The following is a 23,372-nucleotide window of genomic DNA, read 5'->3' on the forward strand; positions in this document are numbered from 1 at the left end:
AATTACCAATTGTTAAAAATGGGTTAGCCGATACTCGGCTGACAAAGAATACATTGTAACGGTTTTATCATGATATCTAATTTATTTACCAAGCTTTTTGGTAGTCGCAATGACCGCACTATTAAAAACTTAAGAAAGACGGTCGCGCTAATCAATGCGCTAGAAACGCAACTTGAAGCGCTTTCTGATGAAGATTTAAGAGCTAAAACAGCTGAGTTTAGAGAACGTTACGATAACGGACAAAGCCTTGACGACATTCTACCAGAGGCTTTTGCTGTGGTACGTGAAGCGTCAAAGCGTGTAAATGGCATGCGTCATTTCGACGTGCAGTTATTAGGTGGTATGGTTTTACATCAAGGTCGCATTGCAGAAATGCGTACCGGTGAAGGTAAAACACTTACAGCTACTCTACCAGCTTATCTAAACGGCTTAACAGGCAAAGGTGTTCACGTAATTACCGTGAATGACTACCTTGCTAAACGTGATGCTGAAACCAACCGTGCGTTATTTGAATTTTTAGGCCTTACAGTAGGCTGTAACGTACCAGGTATGATGCCGCAGCAAAAGAAGCTCGCTTATACTGCCGACATTACATACGGTACTAATAACGAATTTGGTTTTGACTACCTTCGTGACAACATGGCTTTTAGCATTGATGAACGAGTTCAACGTCCATTATTTTATGCTGTAGTCGATGAAGTGGATTCAATCTTAATTGATGAAGCACGTACCCCGCTTATTATTTCAGGTCCAGCTGAGGATAGCTCTGAGCTATACACTGAAATAAACACCATCGTCCCTTTACTTGAGCTTCAAGAAAAAGAAGACGAAGAAGGCATTGAAGGTGACGGCGATTACACTATCGATGAAAAATCTAAGCAAGTTCATTTAACAGAACGTGGTCAAATTAAAGTAGAAGAGCTACTTACTGAGCGCGGCTTAATTGAAGAAGGCGATTCGCTTTATTCAGCAGCAAGCATTACGCTACTAAGCCATGTTTATGCCGCCCTTCGTGCTCATAAGCTATACCAAAAAGATGTTGATTACGTTGTAAAAGAAAACGAAGTAATTATTATCGATGAGCATACGGGTCGTTCAATGGAAGGTCGTCGTTGGTCAGAAGGTTTACACCAAGCTGTTGAAGCAAAAGAAGGTGTAAAAATTCAAAACGAGAACCAAACACTTGCCTCTATTACGTTCCAAAACTACTTCCGTTTATACGAAACGTTAGCAGGTATGACTGGTACAGCCGATACTGAAGCATTTGAGTTTCAGTCAATTTATGGCCTAGATACTGTTGTTATGCCAACTAATAAGCCGATGATTCGTGATGATCGCGCCGATTTAGTTTACCTAACGCAAGAAGAAAAATACGAAGCTATTTTAATTGATATTAAAGACTGCCAAGACCGTGGACAACCGGTGCTTGTTGGTACTATTTCAATTGAAAGCTCTGAGTATTTATCGCAGTTTTTACGCAAAGAAAAAATTAAGCACAACGTACTTAATGCTAAATTTCATGCGCAAGAAGCTGACATCGTTTCAGATGCTGGCCTACCAGGAACAGTAACAATTGCAACTAACATGGCCGGTCGTGGTACCGATATCGTGTTAGGTGGTAACTGGAACAGTGAAGTTGAAAAACTTGAGAACCCAACTGCTGAGCAAATTGCTGAAATTAAAGCAGCTTGGAAAATTCGCCATGATGCAGTAATTGATGCCGGCGGTTTACATATCATAGGTACTGAACGTCACGAATCTCGTCGTATAGACAACCAATTACGTGGTCGTTCTGGTCGTCAAGGTGATGCTGGTTCAAGCCGTTTTTACTTATCGATGGACGATGCGCTAATGCGTATATTTGCCGGTGAGCGTATGACTAACATGATGCGTAAACTCGGCATGCAACGCGGTGAAGCAATTGAACATCCATGGGTTAACCGTGCGATTGAAAATGCACAGCGTAAAGTAGAGGCACGTAACTTCGACGTTCGTAAGCAACTACTTGAGTACGATGATGTAGCAAACGATCAACGTCGTGTTGTTTACTCTCAGCGTAACGAACTACTTGAAGAAGGCGATATTTCAGAAACTATTACTGCAATTCGTGGTGACGTACTTAGCAATACAATTGATCAGTATATTGCACCGCAAAGCCTTGCTGAAATGTGGGATATTCCTGGCCTTGAAGAGCGTTTAAAACAAGACTTCTTAATTGAGTTACCTATTACTCAGTGGTTAGCAGATGACAATAAACTATACGAAGAAAAGCTTCGTGAGCGTATTGAGCAGGCGGTTGAGCATTCATACAAGCAAAAAGAAGAGCAAGTTGGCGATTCTGTTTTACGTCAATTCGAAAAAGCGATTATGCTACAGAGTCTTGATCAGCATTGGAAAGATCACCTTGCTGCAATGGATCATTTACGCCAAGGTATTCATTTACGTGGTTACGCGCAAAAGAATCCTAAGCAAGAGTACAAGCGTGAATCGTTTGAGCTGTTCTCCGAAATGCTTGAAAACTTGAAAGTAGATGTTGTAAGCATTCTAAGTAAAGTACAAGTACGCGCAGAAGAAGATGTTGAAAAAGTAGAAGAGCAACACCGTAAAAGTGAAAATGCTCCTCGCGAATACCAACATGAAGAAGCTGAGCACGTAGGTGGCGAAGCGCCAGAAACAGCGACAGTAATGGCTCGTACAGAACCAAAAGTAGGTCGTAATGACCCTTGTCCTTGTAAATCAGGTCAAAAATTCAAACAGTGTTGCGGTAAATTAAAGTAACCCAATATTGTCAGTAGCTTATTAAAAAGCGGCGCTAGCGTCGCTTTTTTTTATGGAGTTTTAAAGTAATGACTATAGAAATTGTACATGTAGCTGTTGGTGTTATTAAGAAAAATAACGCTATATTCATTTGTAAACGTGCAGATGAACAACATCAAGGCGGTTTATGGGAATTTCCTGGTGGTAAAGTTGAAGCTGGAGAAAGTGTGTTTGTTGCACTTAAACGCGAGCTTATTGAAGAAGTTGGACTAACCATTCACAGCTCTAGCCAATTGATGGTGATTGAACATGACTACGGCGATAAATGCGTTAAATTAGATGTACACGTAGTAAGTAACTTTAGCGGTGAAGCACATGGCGCTGAAGGGCAACCTAGCGAATGGGTAGCAATTACTGAATTAGAAAATTATGATTTTCCTGAAGCGAATGCTGAAATTATCGAAAAAATAGTTGCCCGATACGCATAAAAAAAGGGCATAAGTGAGCACAATGAATATCTCAATACAAAATAAGCTAAGCGAACTGTTAGCACTGCCCCCTGAGTTAACTCAAGTTAGTGCGATTGGTAGCGGTCATATAAATAGTACATGGCTACTTACAAGTATTGATAAACAGTTTATTGTGCAAAAACTAAATACTGAGGTATTTAAAAACCCTGCTCAGTTAGTGAGTAATGCAAAACTAATTGAGCAGCATTTAAATGCTAAACAACTGCAAAATAATTACCCGCTTGAAATAATCAAACATATAACTACACAAAACGACGAACACTTAATAAAAATTGATAATGCGTATTATCGCGTCCTTAACTATATTAGCGATAGCTACAGCGAAGACGTTGTTAAAAATACCCAGCAGAGCGAGCAAGCGGCTTACGCCTTTGGCGTATTTGCTCATGCATTACAAGATTTTGATGCGCAACAGCTAAACACTGTAATCCCTGATTTTCATAACTTAGCGATGCGCTTTGAGCAATTAAATACCGCAATCACTAACAACGTAGTTAATAGAGTAAAGCACTGCGCTGACGAAATAGAATATTGCTTAACGCAGCAGCATTTAATTACTGAGCTTAGTCAGGTAGCTAAACACATACCCCTTAGAGTGTGTCATAACGATACAAAAATAAATAATATGCTGTTTTGTAATACAACTCACAAAGCAAAAGCAGTTATTGATTTAGACACCTGCATGGCAGGATTTTGGCTTTATGACTTTGGCGACATGGTACGTACATTTTGCTCCCCCGAAGCCGAGGATTCAACAAACTTACACAACGTTGTTATTCGAAAAGATATATTTTCAGCCATTGTTAAAGGCTATGTAACGCCATTAAAAAGTAGCATGAGTATACTAGAGCAAGAAAGCTTATTATTAGGCGCTAAAATAATGCCGCTCATGTTAAGTGTGCGCTTTTTAACTGATTACTTAAATAACGATGTGTACTTTAAAGTATCTCATGCAGAGCATAATTTAGAGCGAGCACAAAACCAACTCGCGCTTTATAAAAGCATACTGAGTAACGAAGAATGGATGCACGCGTGCTTAGTCGATAAACAAATTCAAGATACAAAAAAACCAGTAAGCTAAAAACTTACTGGTTTTTTGTTATTTATAGCAATGCAATTACCAGATTTTTACGCGATCTTCTGGTTTGATATACATTTTATCACCTTCTTTTACGTCAAACGCTTCGTAAAACTCAGGCATGTTCGACAAGATACCGATTACACGGTAGTGGCTTGGTGAATGAGGGTCTGTTAATAAACGATTACGTAACTCTTCATCGCGGTAGTTACGACGCCAGATTTGCGACCAACCCATAAAGAAGCGTTGATCGCCTGTGTAACCATCTATCACGGGTGCTTTTTTATCACCTAAAGATAGCATATACGCTTTATGCGCAACGGTTAAACCACCTAAGTCACCAATGTTTTCGCCAAGCGTTAGCTCACCATTAACACTTGCATCTTCAAATGGTTTATATTCGTTATACTGTGCAACTAAAGCCGCTGTACGCTCTTCAAATTGCTTAAGGTCAGTCTCACTCCACCAGTTACGTAAGTTACCGTCACCGTCGTATTTAGCACCTTGGTCGTCAAAACCGTGGCCAAGCTCATGCCCAATTACCGCGCCAATTGCGCCGTAGTTTACAGCATCATCCGCTTCTAAATTAAAGAATGGTGGTTGTAATATAGCGGCTGGAAATACAATTTCATTGTTTACTGGGTTGTAATACGCATTTACCGTTTGCGGAGTCATGTGCCACTCAGAGCGATCAACAGGTTTACCCAATTTAGCAATCATATCTGCGTATGCCCATTCGCTATAACGAATGTAATTACCTACTAGCTCGTCTGAGTTAATCTCTAGCTCTGAGTAATCTTTCCACGTGTCTGGGTAACCAATCTTAGGCGTAAATTTGTCTAATTTTTCTTTCGCTGCAAGCTTTGTTTCAGGGCTCATCCACTCAAGATTTTCGATAGCAACGCCATAACCTTTAATTACGTTATCAACTAACTCTTCCATGCGTGCTTTAGCTTCTGGCGGGAAGTTATCTTTAACGTATACCTTACCTAAAATTTCACCAAGTACACTGTTAGATGCATCAACCGCTTGCTTCCAAAGAGGTGCTTGTTCTTCTACGCCACGAAGTGTTGTGCTGTAAAAGTCAAAGTTAAGGTTAACTAAATCTTCGCTAAGTAGCTCTGCATAACCACTTACAAAATGAAATTTTAAGTAGTTTTTCCACGTCGCTAAATCAGTATCTTTATAAATAGTAGCAAGTGCTTCTAAGTAGCTTGGTTGACGTACAATAATATCACTTGCACTCACACCTGCATCTTTAAAGAATGCAGCTAAATCAAGCTCCCCCATCAACTTGCTTGCGTCTGCTACTGTCATCTTGTTATAAGATTTAGTTGCATCACGGCTTTGCACACGGCTCCACTGAGCATCAGCTAGTGTTTTTTCAAATGCAAGTACGCTCTTGGCAGCTTCTGCTGCTTTTTTAACGCCTGATTTTGCTAAAACATCTGTGATGTATTGCTCGTAAGAAGCACGAATTTTAGTGAATTTTTCGTCATCATTTAAGTAATAATCACGATCTGGTAAACCAAGACCCGACTGAGATAAATACAATGCATACTCGCTCGAGTTTTTAGCATCGTTATTTACAAACCAACCAAACGGTAAAGTACCGCCTTGTTTTTGAATTTTAGCCATTAAACCCACTAAGTCAGCTTTAGATTTAACGCTATCAATCGTATCTAATGACGGTTGTAATGGCGTAATACCTAGCTCATTACGCGCAGATTGATTCATGTAGCTTTTATAAAATGCGCCAATTTTATACTCATCACTGCCTTTTTTAGCGGCCTTATTCGCGGCTGCGTTTTCAAGGGCAATTTTCATCGCTTTTTGTGACTCATCATATAGCTGCGAAAAAGAACCGTAGTTAGACTTATCACCTGGTATTTCAGTTTTTGCTAACCACTGTCCATTTACATGATAATAAAAATCGTCTTGTGCGCGTACTGAACTATCCATATTCGCTAGTTCAATACCAAGCTCTAGTGGCTTTTCAGCGGGTGCTGTTACTACAGGAGTGTCGGTTACTTTAGCTTCTTGTTGTTTTTCACCACAACCTACTAGACCAAGTGCAAGCGCTATGCTCGCAGCGGCCATTGTTACTTTATTCATAATGATTCCGTTTGTTAGTTAGAATTAAATCATACCAATCTGCTTATGTATGGGGTCTATTTAACGTTAAGAAAATTACGCTAGAACTAGGCAAAAGTTTTTGTATCTAGTTGTTCTAAATAAAAAATTTTTAACGACGTTATAGTGCAATTTAATTCGTTAAATTGATCAAAGATTTATGCAGGTTGGTATCACATACCAACTCCATTAAATTCTTGAATATAGCAGGAGTAAAAATAGCACTGCCTGTACGCTTTTACTTAATGGAATGGGTATCAAGGGAGCTTTAAATAATAAAGCACACCACGCAGTATCATAAACCTCATTAGACCAACAATAAAATGGAATATGTAACAAAGTATTTTGAATGCGGTGAGCTGCAAAAATAGCCCTACCAATAACAATATAGCGGGTGGCTAAGGCTAACTTTTATTCTTCCCGTGGAGCGCTAAACGCTCTAGTTTTTCTTTTAATGAAGGGGGGGCAGAAGCCGCTATCGCATTTAAGTAATTAGCGGTTTGCTCACTCATTTTACGTGAGTTGGTAACTGTAGGGCTGCCCGATTTATTAGCGGTACTTAATCGCTGAGTTGCTTGAGGGTTTGCAGTTATTTTTATTTGCCCGAGCTCTGCCATTCCAGCTGCTCTAAAGTGTGAAAGCATATCCATTTTTAAATAATTAAGCCTAAGCGCGATAGGCGCAGACACAGCCTCTATCATTAGCGTGCCGTCTCGGTAATTACTAACTCGGCATTTATCACCCAATTTAGGGCCTAAAAAATCTTTTAATAAGGTTTGCTGTGTATCAAGTGCTTGGCTTTTGCCTGCATAAGCCGATAAACGATTATTTAACCCCGCCATAATATCGGTTAGCGGTTTTGGTGCATATCTATCTTTAGCCATTTTACACCTCGTAAAAACTCACTTAGACCCAGAGATAATACTCTGGGTCTAAGTATACACTGCGTATTAATACTACGCGCCGGCTATTTGCATTTGCTCTATTAGTACTGAGCCAGTTTGAATACCACCACGGCGTTCTATATCACCACCAATGGCGGAAATACCTTTAAACATGTCTTTTAAATTACCAGCAATAGTAATTTCACTTACCGGATATTGAATTTCACCATTCTCAACCCAAAAACCTGCAGCACCACGAGAGTAGTCACCCGTTACGGTATTTACGCCCTGCCCCATTAGCTCTGTAACTAATAAGCCAGTACCCATGGTTTTTAATAGTGCAGTTAAATCGTTATGAGTTTGCTCAACGAGCCAGTTATGTATACCGCCAGCATGCCCTGTTGGCATCATGTTCATTTTACGCGCAGCATAACTTGCTAATAAATAAGTTTGTAACTCGCCGCCTTGAATTATTTCTCTATCGAATGTTTTAACACCTTCGCTATCAAACGGTGACGATGCCAACCCTTTTAAAATATGTGGGCGCTCAGCAATATTCACACAATTACTAAATACCTGAGTGCCTAAGCTATCAAGTAAAAAACTTGATTTACGATAAAGCGCGCCACCACCAATTGCCGACACCAAGTGACCAAACAATGAATTTGCAATATCTGCTCTAAAAATAACAGGCACTTTCATTGTGCCTAACTTTTGGCTGTTTAATTTAGCTAAGGTTTCAGCTGCCGCTTCAAGACCCACTGCCGCAGCATCATTTAAACCAGCCTGATCGCGAGCAACTGTATAAGCAGAGTCGCGCTGCATGTGTTCGCCATCTTTACCTATTACCATAGTACTAATACTATGACGAGTGCGCGGAAAACCTGCAATTAAACCGTGGCTGTTACCATAAACACGTAATCCCTGATGCGATGAAAAACTCGCACCATCAGAGTTAACAATACGCTCGTCCGCATTTAATGCAGCTTGCTCAGCAGCATGACAAAGCTCAATGCCTTCCTCAGGACTTACATCCCAAGGATGATATAAATCTAAATCTTTAGGATTAAATTCAAGTAACTCTTTATCAGCAACGCCGTTAAATGGATCATCAGATGTAAATTTGGCTATATCAATCGCTTTTTCGACTACCGTGCGCAATGTTTTTGGATTTAAGTCAGCAGTTGACGCCGAGCCTTTATTATTACCAACATATACACTAATGCCTAAGCCGCCGTCTTGGTTGAACTCAATGGTTTCTACTTCACCCATTCGTGTACTAACCGATAAACCAGACGTGCTAGACATCGCAGCTTCTGCAGCTGTAGCGCCTAATTTTTTAGCATGTTCGAGTACTTCTGCTACCGCATCTTTAACTTGCGATATTTGAGAATAAATTGGATCGTTTTGTTGGCTTTTCATAAATTAAGTCCTGAGCCTTAGAGGCATAATGCACGCATTTCTTATATTTAAATGCTAACACACTCAATGCATCACATCAGCTAATATTCCTAAGTATCATATTCATGTATAATGGCAAAAGTTATTTTTATTTAAGAGCACCCCATGGCAAAGAAAAAAGGCAAGCCTGCTGAAATTGAAGAAGAAATTGAATATGTATCAAGAACGGAGCTTAAACGCGAAGCGCAAGAGTTTCATCAGTTAGGTACTGAAATTGCCAAAATGGGTAAAAAACAGCGCGAACGCCTGCCATTAAATGACGATTTAAAAGAAGCGATGGTTGTTGCAGATAAAATAAGTAACAAAAGCGACGCGTATCGCCGCCACTTAAATTACATCGCTAAAACACTGCGTACTGTAGAAAACATTGATGATATTAAAGCGATTATCGATGTGATGCTTAATAAAAATAACCAAGCTGAAGTATTGGTCAAAAAAATTGAGCAATTACGTTCAGATTTAATTGAGCAAGGTGATGACCTTATCAATGAGACTATTGAGCAGTTTCCATCTCTTGATCGTCAACAAATGCGCCAATTGGTTCGAAATGCGGCAAAAGAAGCGAAAGCTGAAAAGCCGGGTAAAGGTTATAAAGAATTATTTCAATACCTTAAAGATGCTCATACTATTACGTATTAATTAGGTCGTATTAAGTTATATTTTATTAAAAAAGGTGCTTCGGCACCTTTTTTGTTATAGATCAAACCGCCTTCCTGAGTACTTTTTTATAATCCCCAATAAATAAATACTTAGGTGTGCGTGATGATTAAACTTCCACAATGGGATGAAACCCTAATAAACAAATATAATGTGTCTGGTCCGCGTTATACCTCTTATCCCACGGCTTTATCACTGCGTGACGGATATCAGCAACAAGACCTACTAAGCGCTATAGAATCGTCAACAAGTCGCTCTCTTTCTTTATATATTCACATCCCGTTTTGTAGTCAGCTTTGCTACTACTGTGGCTGTAATAAAATAATTACCCGTCATCAATCTAAGGCAGATACGTATCTCGACTTTTTAGCAAAAGAAATTACTGCCCAAGCGCCTTTATTTAAAAGCTACACGGTTGAGCAATTGCATTTAGGTGGCGGTACTCCCACCTTTTTAACCGCAAAACAAATGACCCGTTTAATTAAACTTTTAGAACAACACTTTAATTTTACACGCACAACAGAGCGCGGTATTGAAATAGACCCACGCTCACTTGCCGATAATATGCTTGTTGATTTAAGAATGCTTGGCTTTAACCGTGTCTCATTTGGGATTCAAGACTTTAACGACGACGTGCAACTTGCTGTTAATCGCCCGCAAAATGCAGATACCGTTAAGCAATTAATTACACAAGCTCGCGAGCTAGGATTTCAATCTATTAATGCAGATATGATTTACGGGCTACCTCTGCAAACGCCAGAGAGCTTTAAGAAAACTATAGAGCAACTTATTGAGTTAAGCCCTGACAGAGTATCAGTGTTTAACTACGCGCATTTACCAGAGCGCTTTGCTGCACAGCGTAAGATTAAAGATGCAGATTTACCCAGTGCTCGTAATAAGCTCACCATGTTTAAAAATACGCTGGAGCAGATGACGCAAGCAGGCTATCAATTTATTGGTATGGACCATTTTGCAAAAACTGATAATGAACTAGCTGTTGCGCAAAATGAAGGCAAGTTACATCGTAACTTTCAAGGTTATACAACCCATGGAAATTGTGATTTATTAGGTTTAGGCGTGTCATCAATTTCACAAATTGGCACCGCCATTTTACAAAATCAAAAAGAATTAAAACATTATTACCACAACGTAGAAACACAAAGCGGTAGTGCTCTTAATAAAGGAATGCACTTAACACATGATGATGTAATTCGTGCTGATGCAATTAAACAGCTCATTTGCCAATTTGAATTAGATATACAAGACTTTAGTGAAAAACACGCGCTTATATTTAATGACTACTTTGAGGATGCATTAGTAGCGCTGGCGCCACTTATAAAAGATGAACTAGTCACTATAATTGATAATAAAATTAGCGTAACACCACGCGGGAACTTATTCATTCGTATTATTTGTATGTGCTTCGATGCTCACTTACAAAAACAAATTAACGCAACGCGCTTTTCAAGGGTGATTTAGCCTGAACTCTGGATAATAAATACATCGGCACAAAAAAAGCAGACCTAGGTCTGCTTTTTGTATTTAAGTTGTAGCTTTAATTAAAAACGACTTTATCGCTACCTGGAGCGGCTTTAAACTCGATAATAATTTTAGCGCAATCCGCTTTAACTTCATCTTTAAGTGTTTTTTCAGCTTGCCAGCGAGCCTTATCTAGCTTAAAAATCTCTTTTTTAGAGTATTTTTTACGTGCATCGTGCGTCGGCATTTCTTTAACTACCTGATACATTTTATAAATACCAGGATACTGCGTCGTTAAATCACGCTCGCTTTCAAAGGCATACTGAGACATAAGTACCCAAATACGTAAACAGCCTTCAGAAAACTCACACTGCTCTTCATTCATTGCACGTGCGATTAAATGAATACTATCGGCTAGTTTTGCGTTTCGCTTTAAACGCGACTTTTCAAGCTTTTGCTTTTGTTCAGCCTGCGTTTTAGCAATTAACTTTTTTTGCGCATTTAACTTATACAGCAACTGACCCGCATAAAATGCCAAACCAGCTATGATAGCAGCGCCTAAAAGTAAGGCTAAAATTACCGAGGTACTCATTATTTATCCTTACTATTTGTCGTCTTCATCTAACCATTCGTTGGCTAAATCATCAGATAAGTATTGATCGAAATCAGAATTGCCTTGGCTTTCAAGGTCATCTTCAAACTCGTCTTCGTCCTCATCTTCAATACCAAGAATTTCACATAACGCCTGATGACGGGCAATGCGACTATTAAAGTACTTAGCATCTTTACCTGTTAGCATTTCACCTTTTTCATGACGCTCTACTAATTTAAGTAAACGTTCATCATTCTCAAGTGCTTCTAGCTCTTGTTCAGGTGTAAATTCAGGCTCGATTACTTTTTTCAGCTCAATAGTTGGCTTTAAGTTGCGTTTCATTTCAACTTTAGGCTCTGGCGCGGTTGCGATTAACGGCACAGGCTTTTTACTGCCTACACGCTTATCTTTAGGCGCGTGATTACTATTTTGGCTTTCGCTATCTAGTAAATCTGGCGCATTACGAGAACCGGGCTTTGCGCCTTTGGTTTTTTTAACTCGCTGCTCTTTTAATGCGCGCATTTCTTTAAGCTTATCTTGGCTTAAACGAACAGGTCCGTTTGCTGGGCTTTTGCGTGACTTTTTAGTTCTACTCATATCTTGATCATCTCACTTAAGAGGTTTTGAGCGAAGCGCAAATTAATGGGCATCGCAGTGCTGGCCTAGCCAGAAGAATTCAGTTTGCGCTATAGAGGTTGGGTTTCTCATTTAAAAGCGCCTTAGCTAATTAATCGCTAATTTTAAACGGTGGGTATTGTAACAGGACAAATAAAAAGGCGGTAGAGAAAACATCTCTACCGCCTGCTAATCTGAGCGCCATTATCTGGACACTTCTCCCTTCGACTTTTTTTAGTCTTTATTATTTTTATTATTATCAGTCCGTATTGTTATTATTTTTACGTTCCTTGTTACATTCCATTTTGTTTTTGTTATTAAACTTCCATGAGTATTTTATTATTTTCGGTCATCGTGACACTTTTTTATTATTTCCTTTAGTAGCACCAATCTTGTGCTATGTAGTCATGCCGCGCCACTTTCCTTATAGCTTGTTTCCGTTTTGTTATTGTTCTTTTGCGACAGTGGTTAATTTACTCGTTAATGATTTTGTTACAACTGGTTTATATAACTTTTATTATACTTATTACATTTTAAAACAAAATAAACAATAAAATACAATAGGTTAATGATGAACAAGAAATAAAAAGAAGACTTCTCTCACACTAACGCATGGTCAATGTCTTACATTTAAACGGGTGATATCGTTAATTTTGCACACAAAAAAAGCAGCCTGGGCTGCTTTTTGTAAAACATTGTAGTGTATTTATTATTAATTGCTAAATAAATACGACTTTAGTGTAAACCACCTAAGTACTGAGAAAGTACTTCAATATCTTTATCTGTTAATTTCTTCGCTATATCGCCCATCATGCCATTTAAGTCATTGTGACGAGTTCCATCACGGAATTTTTCAAGTTGAGACTTGATATATCCAGGATGCTGAAAAGAAATTTTTGGAAACTTAGCAAGTGATGAACCGTTACCACGTGGACCATGACATGCTGCACATGATGGAATCCCACGCTCCGCATCGCCTGCTTTAAAGAGCATTTCGCCAACTTCAACAACATCTTTAGGTGTAGCACCTTCAGTCATGTTGATTGAAGAAAAATAAGCAGCTAGATCTTTCATGTCTTGCTCGCTAAGTGGCATAGCCATAGCGCTCATTACTGGATCCATACGCCCTTCTTTGCCGCCTGACGTCATACCTAATTTTAAATCCTGAAGTTGCTTAAGGATATAATCTGGATGTTGACCTGCAATTTTAGGGTAAATATTAACCGGCGCATTACCGTCTGGGCCGTGACAAGCCGCACACGTTGCTGATTTTTCTTTACCTGCGTTTACATCGCCATCAAATGCTGTTGCGTTGCTTGCTGACAACGCACCAAGCAATATTGTTAAAGATAGTGCTATTTTTTTCATGGTGAATTCTCTGTTTCCGACCCTGTATCATCTACAATCGTGATGTTGTAATACATATATTCTACACGATAATAAATTCTCTGGCACGTTTTCTACACATATTAAGCTTATAATTTACAGGGTTTTGACTTAGATTAAGCTTTAACATGTTTTAAATGTACCATAGGTGCTGTTTTTAGGTGGTTAAATACGCTTTTTAATACATCCTTTATAGTATAAAATACGCGCCCTGAGTGAATTTGGTTTACTCAATGTTATTTTTTTAAGTTTTAGGAGAGCCTGTGCTCAAATCTCGTATCAAATATAATACTGCGTCTTTCGTAACAAGCGCTCCCGACATTACTAAATTACCTGCTGATACGGGAATTGAAGTTGCGTTTGCCGGTCGCTCCAATGCAGGTAAGTCGAGTGCATTAAATGCATTAACCGATCAGAAGCTAGCACGTACAAGTAAAACACCTGGACGTACTCAGCTAATCAATACATTCGATTTAGCGGATGTTGACGATATGCGCCTTATCGATTTACCAGGCTATGGCTTTGCTAAAGTACCAATCGAAATGAAAAAGAAATGGCAAAAGTCGTTAGGTGAATATCTGCAAAAGCGTCAAAGCTTAAAAGGTATTGTTATTTTAATGGATATTCGTCATCCATTAAAAGATTTAGACCGTGATTTAATTAACTGGGCAATTGGTAGTGAGATTCCAGTATTGGCACTATTAACTAAAGCCGACAAACTAAAGCAAGGCCCTCGTAAATCACAAGTACTGCAAGTTCGCCGTGAATTAAGCACGCTTGATGGGGATATTACAGTTCATGCGTTTTCATCATTAAAGGGCACCGGTTTACCAGAAGTAGCTAAAAAGCTAGATGAATGGTTTTTAGGTCCTGTTATTGCTGTACCACCTACCGATGAAACAATCACAGACGAAACCAACCCAGAGGCTTAAACGCTGGCGTTACGATAAATAAAACTGCTTTCCTGCAGATTTAATAAAATAGCCGAGCTTATCAGACTCGGCTTTTTCAGCCCACTGATAAAATACACTGCGTGAAACTCGCGCACTACAACCATATGGTAGCTTTAAATAAGGCACCTTTGAACCATTGTAGTCTTTTATATGCAAGGGCTGCTGAGCGCTCACTAACCACTGCCTAGCTAAATTATCAATACAACACAACACTTGCCCTTGCGCTGTATTTTCAAAGCGCCAATCAACAATAATAAACGGCGCATCTTCAACCGTTATTGTTATTTTTTCGACAGGGGTTTTTAAATAAAATTGCTCACCTTCTTTACACAATACAGAAGCAAACAGCTTCACCATGGCTGGGCGTGTTATTTCGCTGCCATCGTAAAACCATTTCCCTTCATTATTAATAACAATTGGCAGCTCCCCACAATGGTTAGGCTGCCAACTATCAAAAGGTTTGCTTGGCTCGCTTAATCGCTTGCTAAGCTCACTTAAAGAAATCACTGTTTTTTAAGTGTTATTGCAAATGTAACAGGCACAGCTGTTGCAATTGAAGGCAAGCCCGCTAACTCTTGCAGCTTTTTAACGCCTTCGGTTACACCAAAATCATCACTATTAATAATAATAGGTGTTAATGATGATACCGTTAAATCACCACTTTGCGTGCTGTTAACGAGTACATCAATTGCCAATGGTTTTTTATTACCATGAAAATCAAGCTCAGCTGTAATACCCTTCAATACATATTGACCAGGCTTTTTGATATTACTTAGCTCTTTAGTTAAATTTGCAGTTAAAACAGCATTGGGGAATTTAGCCGCTTCGAATAAAAATGTAGCCAAACGCTCATTACGAATAGGGATTAGAGTTTCGGCTGATGTTAAATCAACATTAACGCTAAACTCACCTTTATCAGAAAGCATACCTTCAAGGTTAGTAAAATGGTGAGCTTCAGCAATCGAATCTTTTTTAATTGAAACAAAGCTTAGTTGGCTTTTATCATTCACTAGCTGCCAATTGGCCTGAGCAACATTAGAAATAACTAAACTTGATAAAGAAAAACCTGCAATAGCTAATGCTTTAAACATAGCGCACTCCTTAGTAATAAAATGAAAAGAATAAAAATGATAGCACTTCGATGGTATCACCTGCGATGTACCCAAACCACCTCGAAGTGACGAATGCACAATACAATTGGTATAGCGCAAAAAAGAATTAATTAGATAGGATTTTTAGGCGTAAAACAAAAAACGGCCCACCAAACAAGTTGGTAGGCCGGTATAGCAAACTGGGGAGAAGCTATCAATTTGTTGCACCCTTCCAGATGCATCATCAACAGGATGTCCTACAGGATAGGACAGGCGGGACTTTAACAAAAGCACGCATTAAAATACAATCATATTCCTGTAAAACAGCTCGAATTGACGAACATATAACTATTTAATACAAATAGTTGCTTAAATTAACCTTATTTTAACTAAAGCTTGCATATAGCTAATTAAATAGCTGTTATTCTCATTTTTATTAAACATAAAAAAAGCGCCAAAAGGCGCTTTAATTAAAATGCTCAAATTGCATTAATGGGCTTGTTCCCAGTTGTCACCTTCGTCGGCTTCAACAATAAGCGGCACATCAAGCGCTGCAGCTTGCGACATCAGCTCACAAATATGTTTTGTGTATTCAGGTGCGCAGTCTGTTTTAATTTCAAATACCAATTCATCGTGTACTTGCATTAGTAGCTTAATCGTATTTGGCGCCTGTTCGTGTACCCAGCGGTTAACGCTCAGCATTGCTTTTTTAATAATATCAGCAGCAGTACCTTGCATTGGTGCGTTTATAGCAGCACGTTCGGCTCCTTTTCTGCGCGCGCCATTACGTGCGTTTATTTCTGGTAAATGTAGGCGGCGACCAAATATTGTTTCAACGTAGCCATTTTCAGCTGCTTTTTCGCGTGTTGTTTCCATGTACTCTAATACACCAGGAAAACGCTCAAAGTATTTATCTATGTAATGCTGCGCTTCGTGGCGCGGCACATCTAGTTGACGTGCTAAACCAAATGCAGACATACCGTAAATTAAGCCAAAGTTTACTGCTTTCGCCTTGCGGCGCATATCGGTAGTTACATCATCAAGCTCTACACCAAATACTTCAGCGGCAGTTGCACTGTGTACATCTAAGCCGTTAGCAAATGCATTTAATAGACCTTTGTCTTGTGAAAGGTGCGCCATAATACGCAGCTCAATTTGGCTGTAATCGGCAGCGACAATTTTGTAACCATCTGCAGCTATAAACGCTTCACGAATTCGACGCCCTTCTTCTGAACGAATAGGAATATTTTGTAAATTAGGATCGGTTGAACTCAAGCGCCCCGTTGCTGTAATTGCCTGATGATATGACGTATGTACACGCTGGGTTTTCTCATTCACCATTAATGGTAATTTATCAGTATAAGTCGATTTAAGCTTTGATAAACCACGATGCTCTATAATTACTTTAGGTAGTGGATAATCATGAGCAAGCTCTTGCAATACTTCTTCTGCGGTAGAAGGTGCACCTTTAGGTGTTTTTTTGATAATAGGCAGGCCAAGCTTTTCAAACAACAATACTTGTAGTTGCTTAGGAGAGCTTAAATTAAATGGTTCGCCTGCTATTTCAAATGCTTCTTTTTCAAGCTCAATTAAACGCTCGCCTAATCGTTGGCTATGTGCTGCAAGCATATTGCTATCAATTGCAACACCGGTTCGTTCAATATCAGAAATCACACTAACAAGTGGCATTTCTATATCTTCGAATACAGATTTTAGCTTTTCATCAGCCGCTATTTTTGGCCAAAGCACTTCATGTAGGCGTAAAGTAATATCGGCATCTTCTGCAGCGTAAGGCGCAGCTTTTTCAAGTTCAATTTGGTTAAAGGTAAGTTGCTTTTTACCTTTGCCAGCAATATCTTCAAAGCTAATATTTTTATGACCTAGATATTTAAGTGCTAGCGAGTCCATATCGTGGCGTGTACCCACACTATTAAATACGTATGACTCAAGCATGGTGTCAAACTTAATACCATTTAGCGCAAAACCTGCATTCGCTAATACACTTTTGTCGTATTTAAGGTTTTGCCCTACTTTAGCTTTGTTTTCATCGGCCAAAATTGGACCTAGCTTTTGCATTACAAATTCCAGACTTAATTGCTCAGGCGCACCCGGGTAGTCATGCGCTAGAGGTAAATACACAGCTTCACCCGCTTTTACGGCAAAACTCATACCCACTAATTGCGCTTTCATGTAATCAAGGCTGGTAGTTTCTGTATCAAATGCAAATAACTCGGCACTATTTAATTGCTCTATTAACGTATCAAATTGCGCTTGCGTTAAAATAGTTTCGTAATGGGCATCTTCTACTTTTGGTAATTCAGTGGCTTCGGTAGGTACAGCTAGATGTGTTTCTGCATCTTTAGGGTTATCTAGTAACTCAGCTAACCAACGACGAAATTCACACTCACCATATAGTGCAATTAATTCGTCTTTATTTGGCTCTTGTAATTTGAACGTATCAAGATCTGATTCGACTTCAACATCGCACTTAATTGTTGCAAGCTCGTAGCTTAAAGGCAGATGATCGAGAGCTGCAGCTAACTTTTCACCTATTTTACCCTTAATCTCACTTGCGTGATCCATTACACCTTGCAACGAGCCATATTTCTCTAACCACTTAACGGCCGTTTTTGGACCACAGCCTTCAACACCTGGGATATTGTCGACCTTATCGCCCATTAGTGCCAAGTAATCGATAATAAGTTCGGGGCCTACACCAAACTTTTCCACTACGGTAACAGGATCTGAAATACTGTCGGTCATCGTGTTTATTAATGTAACGTGTTCATTTACAAGTTGCGCCATATCTTTATCACCAGTGGAGACAAGGACATGCCGTTTTTGCTCAGTTGCAATGCGTGCAAATGTGCCAATAACATCATCAGCTTCAACGCCTTCGATACTAATTAGCGGAAAACCCATCGCCTTGATAATGCTATGTATTGGTGCTATTTGCGTACGTAAGTCATCCGGCATCGGCGGGCGATTTGCCTTATATTCGCTATACATATCGTTACGGAACGTTTTGCCTTTAGCATCAAATATAACCACCATGTGTGAGGGATCATATTGTCTGATCAAGCTTTTAAGCATGTTGATCACGCCATAAATAGCGCCCGTAGCCTCACCTTTAGAATTAGTTAAATGCGGCGGAGAATGATAAGCACGAAATAAATATGACGAGCCATCAACTAAAATAAGTGGGTTTTCGGGGATCTGAGCCATGGTGAATTTGGATCCTAAATGCAAAAAATTAAGGTAATTATAAGCATGCCATAAGGTAGTAAATAAAACGACTGTGAATTACTGTTTATCGTGTTATTAAAACTAGAGCAAGCTGTGGATAAGTGTGTAGATAACAGCCACGAGCTATTCTTCCAAAGCATTATAAAATGCCTAGAAAATACTTTAACTGTATGTTTTAATTTAAAAAAGATAATACGAGGTTCTTTTTTTATTATTTTAAACCAATGTGGAAAAAGGTTTTCTAACGACTGCTTCTGTTGTTATTCACTTTGATTATTCGCGTCCATTTAAATAACCGGAGGAGTATTCTAGCACAATGGATCGAAGATCATAGCGATCCTTTATAATTTTTTTAAAGGCAAAGTGATCGCAAATGGCATAAACCGCAAAACGACTTGCACTGCGAATGATTTTTGTACTAAAAATTTATTTTCGCGAGAAATTTTGAGCATGTTAAACTTCATCCGATCGACTTATAAAAAAGACTTTAGGGGACAAAAGCATGAAAAACGTAGCAGTAATATTAGCAGGGTCTGGTGTGTACGATGGTAGTGAAATTAATGAAGCAATTTTAACTTTATTACATATAGCCAAAAATAGCGCAACGTATCAGTGTTTTGCACCAGATATTGAACAACTTCATACCATTAACCATTTAACAGGTGAAGTAATGCCTGATAAACGCAATGTATTAACAGAAGCTGCTCGCATTGCACGAGGTGACATTAAATCGCTGATTGAACTAGACGTGACTCAGTTTGACGCATTAATTGTACCTGGCGGTTTCGGTGCTGCAAAAAACTTATGCGATTTTGCAATTAAAGGCGCAAAAGCAAATATCAATCAGGACGTCCTTAATGCTTGTAAATCATTTTCAAAAGCAAATAAGCCTGCAGGTTATATGTGTATTGCACCCGCATTGATCCCATTTATTTACGATAACGCCGCACTTACTATTGGTAACGATGTAGAGACAGCACAAGCGCTAAGCACATTAGGCGCTAAACATATAGATTGTGCGGTTGACGGTGTAGTTATCGATGAACCAAATAAGTTAGTTACCACCCCTGCTTACATGTTGGCAGAATCGATTCTTGAAGCCGACGCAGGGATCGCAAAACTAGTTAGTAGCGTATTATCAATAAATTGATTTTGATCTTAGGATCTAAAAAGTTAATTGTATGACTGATTACGCTTATTAAATTGCTTAACAAAAAACAGTAAATAATTAAATTTTATTGCGTTAACGCAAAAAGTAGTCAGTTTTATTAATAAAAACGGCTCTTAGCATTTTATAAATTGGCCCAGAGAGTTATAATCGGTTTAATTTCCGTCATCTTTAATCGTGATTGATCACGTTCAAATCGAAGTGAGCAAGGCAAAATGAAAAAATTAACAGCTGCAGCATTATTATTGCTAGCAACCACTGCATACGCACAGCCATATGATAACTCTATGACTGAAGATGCAATTAAAGCACGTCTCGCGCCGGTTGGTGCTGTATACCTTGAAGGCGATAAAGCTGCAGTTGCAGCGGCGCCTACTGGTCCTCGCTCTGGTGAGCAAGTATATCAAGGTGCATGTTTTGCATGTCACGGCACTGGTGCACTAGGCGCGCCTAAATCGGCTGACGATTGGGCTCCACGTATTGCTAAAGGTAAAGACACTTTACTTGAGCATGCACTAAATGGCTTTAATGCTATGCCTCCAAAAGGCACGTGTATGGATTGTTCTGATGATGAGATTAGCGCTGCTATCGACTTTATGACATCTAAATAAGCTCGATTGAAATATACAAAAAAGGTTTACTTCTGTAAGCCTTTTTTAATGCCTAAAATAGTGTGTCTAGCTACTGCTTTAGTAGGAATATCAACTTGACGATAAGCACTAAAAGTGAAAGTATAAGGCTAATAACTATACAATAAAAATAGCCGGTTAGATCATTGGAAGATAAACTATCAGTATCGAGTAAATTGGCGTATCAAAATAAACGCCTTAGAGCGCTTCTCGAAAAATACAAACAATCACATCACTTACAAAATGCCCTGATCCAATTATCAGAGCAGGCAAGTACTGTGGCCGAGCTAACCCTGCTATACCCCGCCATCCATGACATTTTACAAAAGTACGTACCTAGTAAAAGTTTTTATGTGGTGCTGCTAAATCAATACAGCCAATCACTAGAGCTTTCTTACTTTTCAGATGAAAAAGATGGTATTGCCGTCGCCCTTAACCAATCAAATAGCTTTGATGAAGGCGCCACGGGTTATGTATTTAAACAGGGTAAAACCACATGTTTTACCAAGCAGCAAATGCAAGATGCTGCAGCAGAAGGTTTATTTAAAGCATTAGGCACTCCTGCCGAACATTGGGTAGGCGTACCTGTTTACCAAGAACATAATATTATCGGTGTTTTAGCAGCGCAAAGTTACGATACAAAACAAGGCTATAGCTCACAGCAAATACAACTACTTGAGTTTATGTCGCTTTATTTGGCAACAGCAATAGAGCGTGTAAAAAAACGAGAGCTTCTTGAGTCAGAAGTTAAAATTCGCACCCGCGCACTCACTCAAAGTAACGATGCACTAAACCTTGAAATAGAGCAGCGTAAACGCGCACTTCAACGCCAACAAATTCTATTTAAAATATCTGAGATAGCAACACAAGCTAAAAACCTTGATGACGCTTATTTTAAGATACACGAAATAATAAAAACAATTACCTACGCAGAAAACTTATATATTGCGCTTTATGATAAAGAAACAGGGTGGATTAGTTTTCCTTATTGCGTAGATGAATTTAAAGAAAATACACAGCCAAGACGCTTTGCTAAAGGTTATAGCGAACTGGTAATAAGCACCGAAGAAACACAACTAATACACCCATGTAGAGCAAAAGAATTAATAGTAAGCGGTGTGGTACAACGTTCAGCACCTGTACCAAAAGAGCAAATGGCCACTAGCTGGTTAGGCGCTCCACTTAAAACAGCTCAAGGTGTTATCGGCCTTATTGTTTGCCAAGCCTACGATAACAAACATATTTTCAGCCGAGATGATTGCGAGTTAATTACCTTTGTATCGCATCAAATTGCAGCTGTTTTACAAACAAAGCTCGTCAATCAAGCAATTGCAAAAAGCCATCAAGAACTCGAATTTAGAGTAAACGAAAAAACCAAAGAATTGCGTCAAACTAATCTGCACTTACAAATGCAAATAGATGAGCGAAAAAAAATAGAGCAGCAGCTTTATCATGATGCACATCACGATTCACTTACGAGCTTGCCTAATCGTAGTCTATTTTTAACTCAGCTCGAAAAAACGCTACAACATTATCAACGTTTTCCTGAGCACCACTTTGCTGTTTTGTTTATCGATTTAGATAAATTTAAAGATATTAACGATCAGCTTGGCCACCATGCAGGCGATCAATTTTTAATTAACGTAAGTGAGTTATTTACCCAATGTATACGCGAGCATGATTTACTAGCACGTTTAGGCGGGGATGAATTTGTTATTTTATTAACCCATTTAACTGAGCCTCAACAAGCAGAAGATGTTGCAAATCGTATTATAGATTTAATGAAAAAACCCTTTTATCTTAAAGGTGAGTCTTTACAAAGTGGCGCAAGTATAGGGATAACCTACTCAAATAAAAGCTATACGCATACAGATGAAATTATTCGTGATGCCGATGCCGCCATGTATCACGCCAAAAACTCAGGAAAAAATCGTTACGAGTTATTTCATCCGCTATTAACGCAATCAATACCTGCGCAGACTCTAAAAGCACAACATCACCTTGATATATTACCTATGAGTTTTAGAAGCTCAGAAATAATTACGCTTGATGAGCAACAACAGTCTGAATCTTTATTTGAAGCATTTGGTGAACACCCAATACTTGGCTTTACTAGCTTTGATATTTTGAAAAAGTTTGCATCAGATAAAGAGCAGCATCTGCAAGTAGAGTTACAACTATTACAACGCGCCTATGCACAAGCAATTACTGCAAATGTAGCTATGGCATTGGTTCCTTGCTCTGGTTTGCTACTTGAGGAACACGAATTTGTTTTATTTACCGATACGCTAAATAAACAACAAGGACAAAGCCAACTCTGTTTATTGTTTGATGAACAAGAAATTCGCCACGCATGTGCAACGCAAATAAAAAACCTCAAAACGCTATCACAACTTGGTTATTCAATTGGTTTAAACAATTTTGCTAAAGACAGGTGCGAACTTAATTTACTAACCGATATTAATTTTGATTATTTACTACTTAGCTCGACCTTTAGTAAACGTGTTTTACAACAAGAAAGATACGATTTTCAGCTACAGGGCGTGCTTGCAATTACAAAGCTCAAAGCAATGAAGGTCATTGCTAAAGGCCCATCAATACTTAATTTTAGAGCTTTATTAGATAAACACGGTTTGGCATTTTTTGTAGGTAAACAACACGCTTTAGTATGCTCTGAGTTACCTGAAGTGCAAGCAACCCAGTCTTTATAAAG

The 23,372-nt window shown here is 38.9% G+C and carries 18 protein-coding genes; 9 read left to right on the forward strand and 9 right to left on the reverse strand.

Translation table 11 applies throughout. From position 1 onward, the window contains the following. The first annotated feature begins 69 nt into the window (after positions 1-69). The 3 genes from secA (at position 70) to H5088_RS15280 (ending at position 4,368) form a co-directional block, all read left to right on the forward strand. On the forward strand, positions 70-2,778 hold the full coding sequence (gene secA / locus H5088_RS15270) for a preprotein translocase subunit SecA (protein WP_182738447.1): 2,709 nt from the start codon (positions 70-72) through the stop codon (positions 2,776-2,778). Positions 2,779-2,846: 68 nt separating this feature from the next. Beyond that, the gene (gene mutT / locus H5088_RS15275) at positions 2,847-3,245 is read left to right on the forward strand and encodes an 8-oxo-dGTP diphosphatase MutT (RefSeq protein WP_007377262.1); all 399 of its coding nucleotides are present in this window, start codon (positions 2,847-2,849) and stop codon (positions 3,243-3,245) included. 22 nt (positions 3,246-3,267) lie between these two features. Next, the gene (locus H5088_RS15280) at positions 3,268-4,368 is read left to right on the forward strand and encodes a phosphotransferase enzyme family protein (RefSeq protein WP_182753546.1); all 1,101 of its coding nucleotides are present in this window, start codon (positions 3,268-3,270) and stop codon (positions 4,366-4,368) included. Between the two features lie 36 nt (positions 4,369-4,404). On the opposite strand, the gene H5088_RS15285 is transcribed toward H5088_RS15280, so the two are convergent. The 3 genes from H5088_RS15285 to pmbA all read right to left on the reverse strand — a co-directional run bounded on the left by H5088_RS15285 (position 4,405) and on the right by pmbA (position 8,804). Further along, complete coding sequence (locus tag H5088_RS15285; RefSeq protein WP_182738443.1) at positions 4,405-6,480, reverse strand: M13 family metallopeptidase; 2,076 nt, start codon at positions 6,478-6,480, stop codon at positions 4,405-4,407. Between the two features lie 422 nt (positions 6,481-6,902). Continuing rightward, the gene (locus H5088_RS15290) at positions 6,903-7,382 is read right to left on the reverse strand and encodes a DUF721 domain-containing protein (protein WP_002959934.1); all 480 of its coding nucleotides are present in this window, start codon (positions 7,380-7,382) and stop codon (positions 6,903-6,905) included. Positions 7,383-7,454: 72 nt separating this feature from the next. Continuing rightward, positions 7,455-8,804 (reverse strand): metalloprotease PmbA, encoded by a 1,350-nt coding sequence (gene pmbA, locus H5088_RS15295; protein WP_165723708.1) that lies wholly within the window; start codon positions 8,802-8,804, stop codon positions 7,455-7,457. A 144-nt stretch (positions 8,805-8,948) separates the two neighbouring features. On the opposite strand from pmbA, the gene yjgA reads away from it, so the two are divergent. After that, a complete protein-coding gene (gene yjgA, locus H5088_RS15300) occupies positions 8,949-9,482 on the forward strand; it encodes a ribosome biogenesis factor YjgA (protein ID WP_002959930.1) in 534 nt (177 codons plus the stop codon). Between the two features lie 123 nt (positions 9,483-9,605). Further along, on the forward strand, positions 9,606-10,979 hold the full coding sequence (gene hemN, locus H5088_RS15305; protein ID WP_182753548.1) for an oxygen-independent coproporphyrinogen III oxidase: 1,374 nt from the start codon (positions 9,606-9,608) through the stop codon (positions 10,977-10,979). Positions 10,980-11,055: 76 nt separating this feature from the next. Here hemN and H5088_RS15310 read toward each other — a convergent pair whose 3' ends face one another. The 3 genes from H5088_RS15310 to H5088_RS15320 form a co-directional block, all read right to left on the reverse strand. Then, a complete protein-coding gene (locus tag H5088_RS15310) occupies positions 11,056-11,571 on the reverse strand; it encodes a DUF2489 domain-containing protein (protein WP_002959926.1) in 516 nt (171 codons plus the stop codon). 12 nt (positions 11,572-11,583) lie between these two features. Then, positions 11,584-12,168: a Der GTPase-activating protein YihI gene (yihI, locus tag H5088_RS15315; protein WP_002959924.1), complete on the reverse strand. Its 585-nt coding sequence runs from the start codon at positions 12,166-12,168 to the stop codon at positions 11,584-11,586. A 753-nt stretch (positions 12,169-12,921) separates the two neighbouring features. Then, a complete protein-coding gene (locus tag H5088_RS15320; protein ID WP_182682808.1) occupies positions 12,922-13,554 on the reverse strand; it encodes a cytochrome c in 633 nt (210 codons plus the stop codon). Between the two features lie 281 nt (positions 13,555-13,835). Here H5088_RS15320 and yihA point away from each other — a divergent pair, with 281 nt between their 5' ends. Next, positions 13,836-14,504, forward strand: a complete 669-nt coding sequence (yihA, locus tag H5088_RS15325) for a ribosome biogenesis GTP-binding protein YihA/YsxC (RefSeq protein WP_007377272.1) — start codon at positions 13,836-13,838, stop codon at positions 14,502-14,504. Positions 14,505-14,513: 9 nt separating this feature from the next. Here yihA and H5088_RS15330 read toward each other — a convergent pair whose 3' ends face one another. The 3 genes from H5088_RS15330 to polA all read right to left on the reverse strand — a co-directional run bounded on the left by H5088_RS15330 (position 14,514) and on the right by polA (position 18,841). Then, on the reverse strand, positions 14,514-15,032 hold the full coding sequence (locus H5088_RS15330) for a DUF1285 domain-containing protein (RefSeq protein WP_182696383.1): 519 nt from the start codon (positions 15,030-15,032) through the stop codon (positions 14,514-14,516). Further along, a complete protein-coding gene (locus H5088_RS15335) occupies positions 15,029-15,616 on the reverse strand; it encodes a YceI family protein (protein ID WP_182694000.1) in 588 nt (195 codons plus the stop codon). The genes H5088_RS15330 and H5088_RS15335 overlap by 4 nt, the downstream gene beginning before the upstream one ends. 489 nt (positions 15,617-16,105) lie before the next feature. Further along, the gene (gene polA / locus H5088_RS15340) at positions 16,106-18,841 is read right to left on the reverse strand and encodes a DNA polymerase I (protein WP_138488411.1); all 2,736 of its coding nucleotides are present in this window, start codon (positions 18,839-18,841) and stop codon (positions 16,106-16,108) included. A gap of 523 nt (positions 18,842-19,364) precedes the next feature. Here polA and elbB point away from each other — a divergent pair. The 3 genes from elbB (at position 19,365) to H5088_RS15355 (ending at position 23,370) form a co-directional block, all read left to right on the forward strand. Continuing rightward, positions 19,365-20,012: an isoprenoid biosynthesis glyoxalase ElbB gene (elbB, locus tag H5088_RS15345; RefSeq protein WP_182753550.1), complete on the forward strand. Its 648-nt coding sequence runs from the start codon at positions 19,365-19,367 to the stop codon at positions 20,010-20,012. 233 nt (positions 20,013-20,245) lie between these two features. After that, positions 20,246-20,641: a cytochrome c5 family protein gene (locus H5088_RS15350; RefSeq protein WP_002959908.1), complete on the forward strand. Its 396-nt coding sequence runs from the start codon at positions 20,246-20,248 to the stop codon at positions 20,639-20,641. A 164-nt stretch (positions 20,642-20,805) separates the two neighbouring features. Then, positions 20,806-23,370, forward strand: a complete 2,565-nt coding sequence (locus H5088_RS15355; protein WP_182753562.1) for a diguanylate cyclase domain-containing protein — start codon at positions 20,806-20,808, stop codon at positions 23,368-23,370. Positions 23,371-23,372 lie beyond the last annotated feature (2 nt).

The organism is Pseudoalteromonas sp. SR43-3 (assembly GCF_014163875.1).
Classification (GTDB): domain Bacteria; phylum Pseudomonadota; class Gammaproteobacteria; order Enterobacterales; family Alteromonadaceae; genus Pseudoalteromonas; species Pseudoalteromonas distincta.

Bases quoted from the DNA above. Each gene is read 5' to 3' on its own strand.
- secA (WP_182738447.1), top strand. From the start codon at position 70: ATGATATCTAATTTATTTACCAAGCTTTTTGGTAGTCGCAATGACCGC.
- mutT (WP_007377262.1), top strand. From the start codon at position 2,847: ATGACTATAGAAATTGTACATGTAGCTGTTGGTGTTATTAAGAAAAAT.
- H5088_RS15280 (WP_182753546.1), top strand. From the start codon at position 3,268: ATGAATATCTCAATACAAAATAAGCTAAGCGAACTGTTAGCACTGCCC.
- H5088_RS15285 (WP_182738443.1), bottom strand. From the start codon at position 6,480: ATGAATAAAGTAACAATGGCCGCTGCGAGCATAGCGCTTGCACTTGGT.
- H5088_RS15290 (WP_002959934.1), bottom strand. From the start codon at position 7,382: ATGGCTAAAGATAGATATGCACCAAAACCGCTAACCGATATTATGGCG.
- pmbA (WP_165723708.1), bottom strand. From the start codon at position 8,804: ATGAAAAGCCAACAAAACGATCCAATTTATTCTCAAATATCGCAAGTT.
- yjgA (WP_002959930.1), top strand. From the start codon at position 8,949: ATGGCAAAGAAAAAAGGCAAGCCTGCTGAAATTGAAGAAGAAATTGAA.
- hemN (WP_182753548.1), top strand. From the start codon at position 9,606: ATGATTAAACTTCCACAATGGGATGAAACCCTAATAAACAAATATAAT.
- H5088_RS15310 (WP_002959926.1), bottom strand. From the start codon at position 11,571: ATGAGTACCTCGGTAATTTTAGCCTTACTTTTAGGCGCTGCTATCATA.
- yihI (WP_002959924.1), bottom strand. From the start codon at position 12,168: ATGAGTAGAACTAAAAAGTCACGCAAAAGCCCAGCAAACGGACCTGTT.
- H5088_RS15320 (WP_182682808.1), bottom strand. From the start codon at position 13,554: ATGAAAAAAATAGCACTATCTTTAACAATATTGCTTGGTGCGTTGTCA.
- H5088_RS15335 (WP_182694000.1), bottom strand. From the start codon at position 15,616: ATGTTTAAAGCATTAGCTATTGCAGGTTTTTCTTTATCAAGTTTAGTT.
- polA (WP_138488411.1), bottom strand. From the start codon at position 18,841: ATGGCTCAGATCCCCGAAAACCCACTTATTTTAGTTGATGGCTCGTCA.
- elbB (WP_182753550.1), top strand. From the start codon at position 19,365: ATGAAAAACGTAGCAGTAATATTAGCAGGGTCTGGTGTGTACGATGGT.
- H5088_RS15350 (WP_002959908.1), top strand. From the start codon at position 20,246: ATGAAAAAATTAACAGCTGCAGCATTATTATTGCTAGCAACCACTGCA.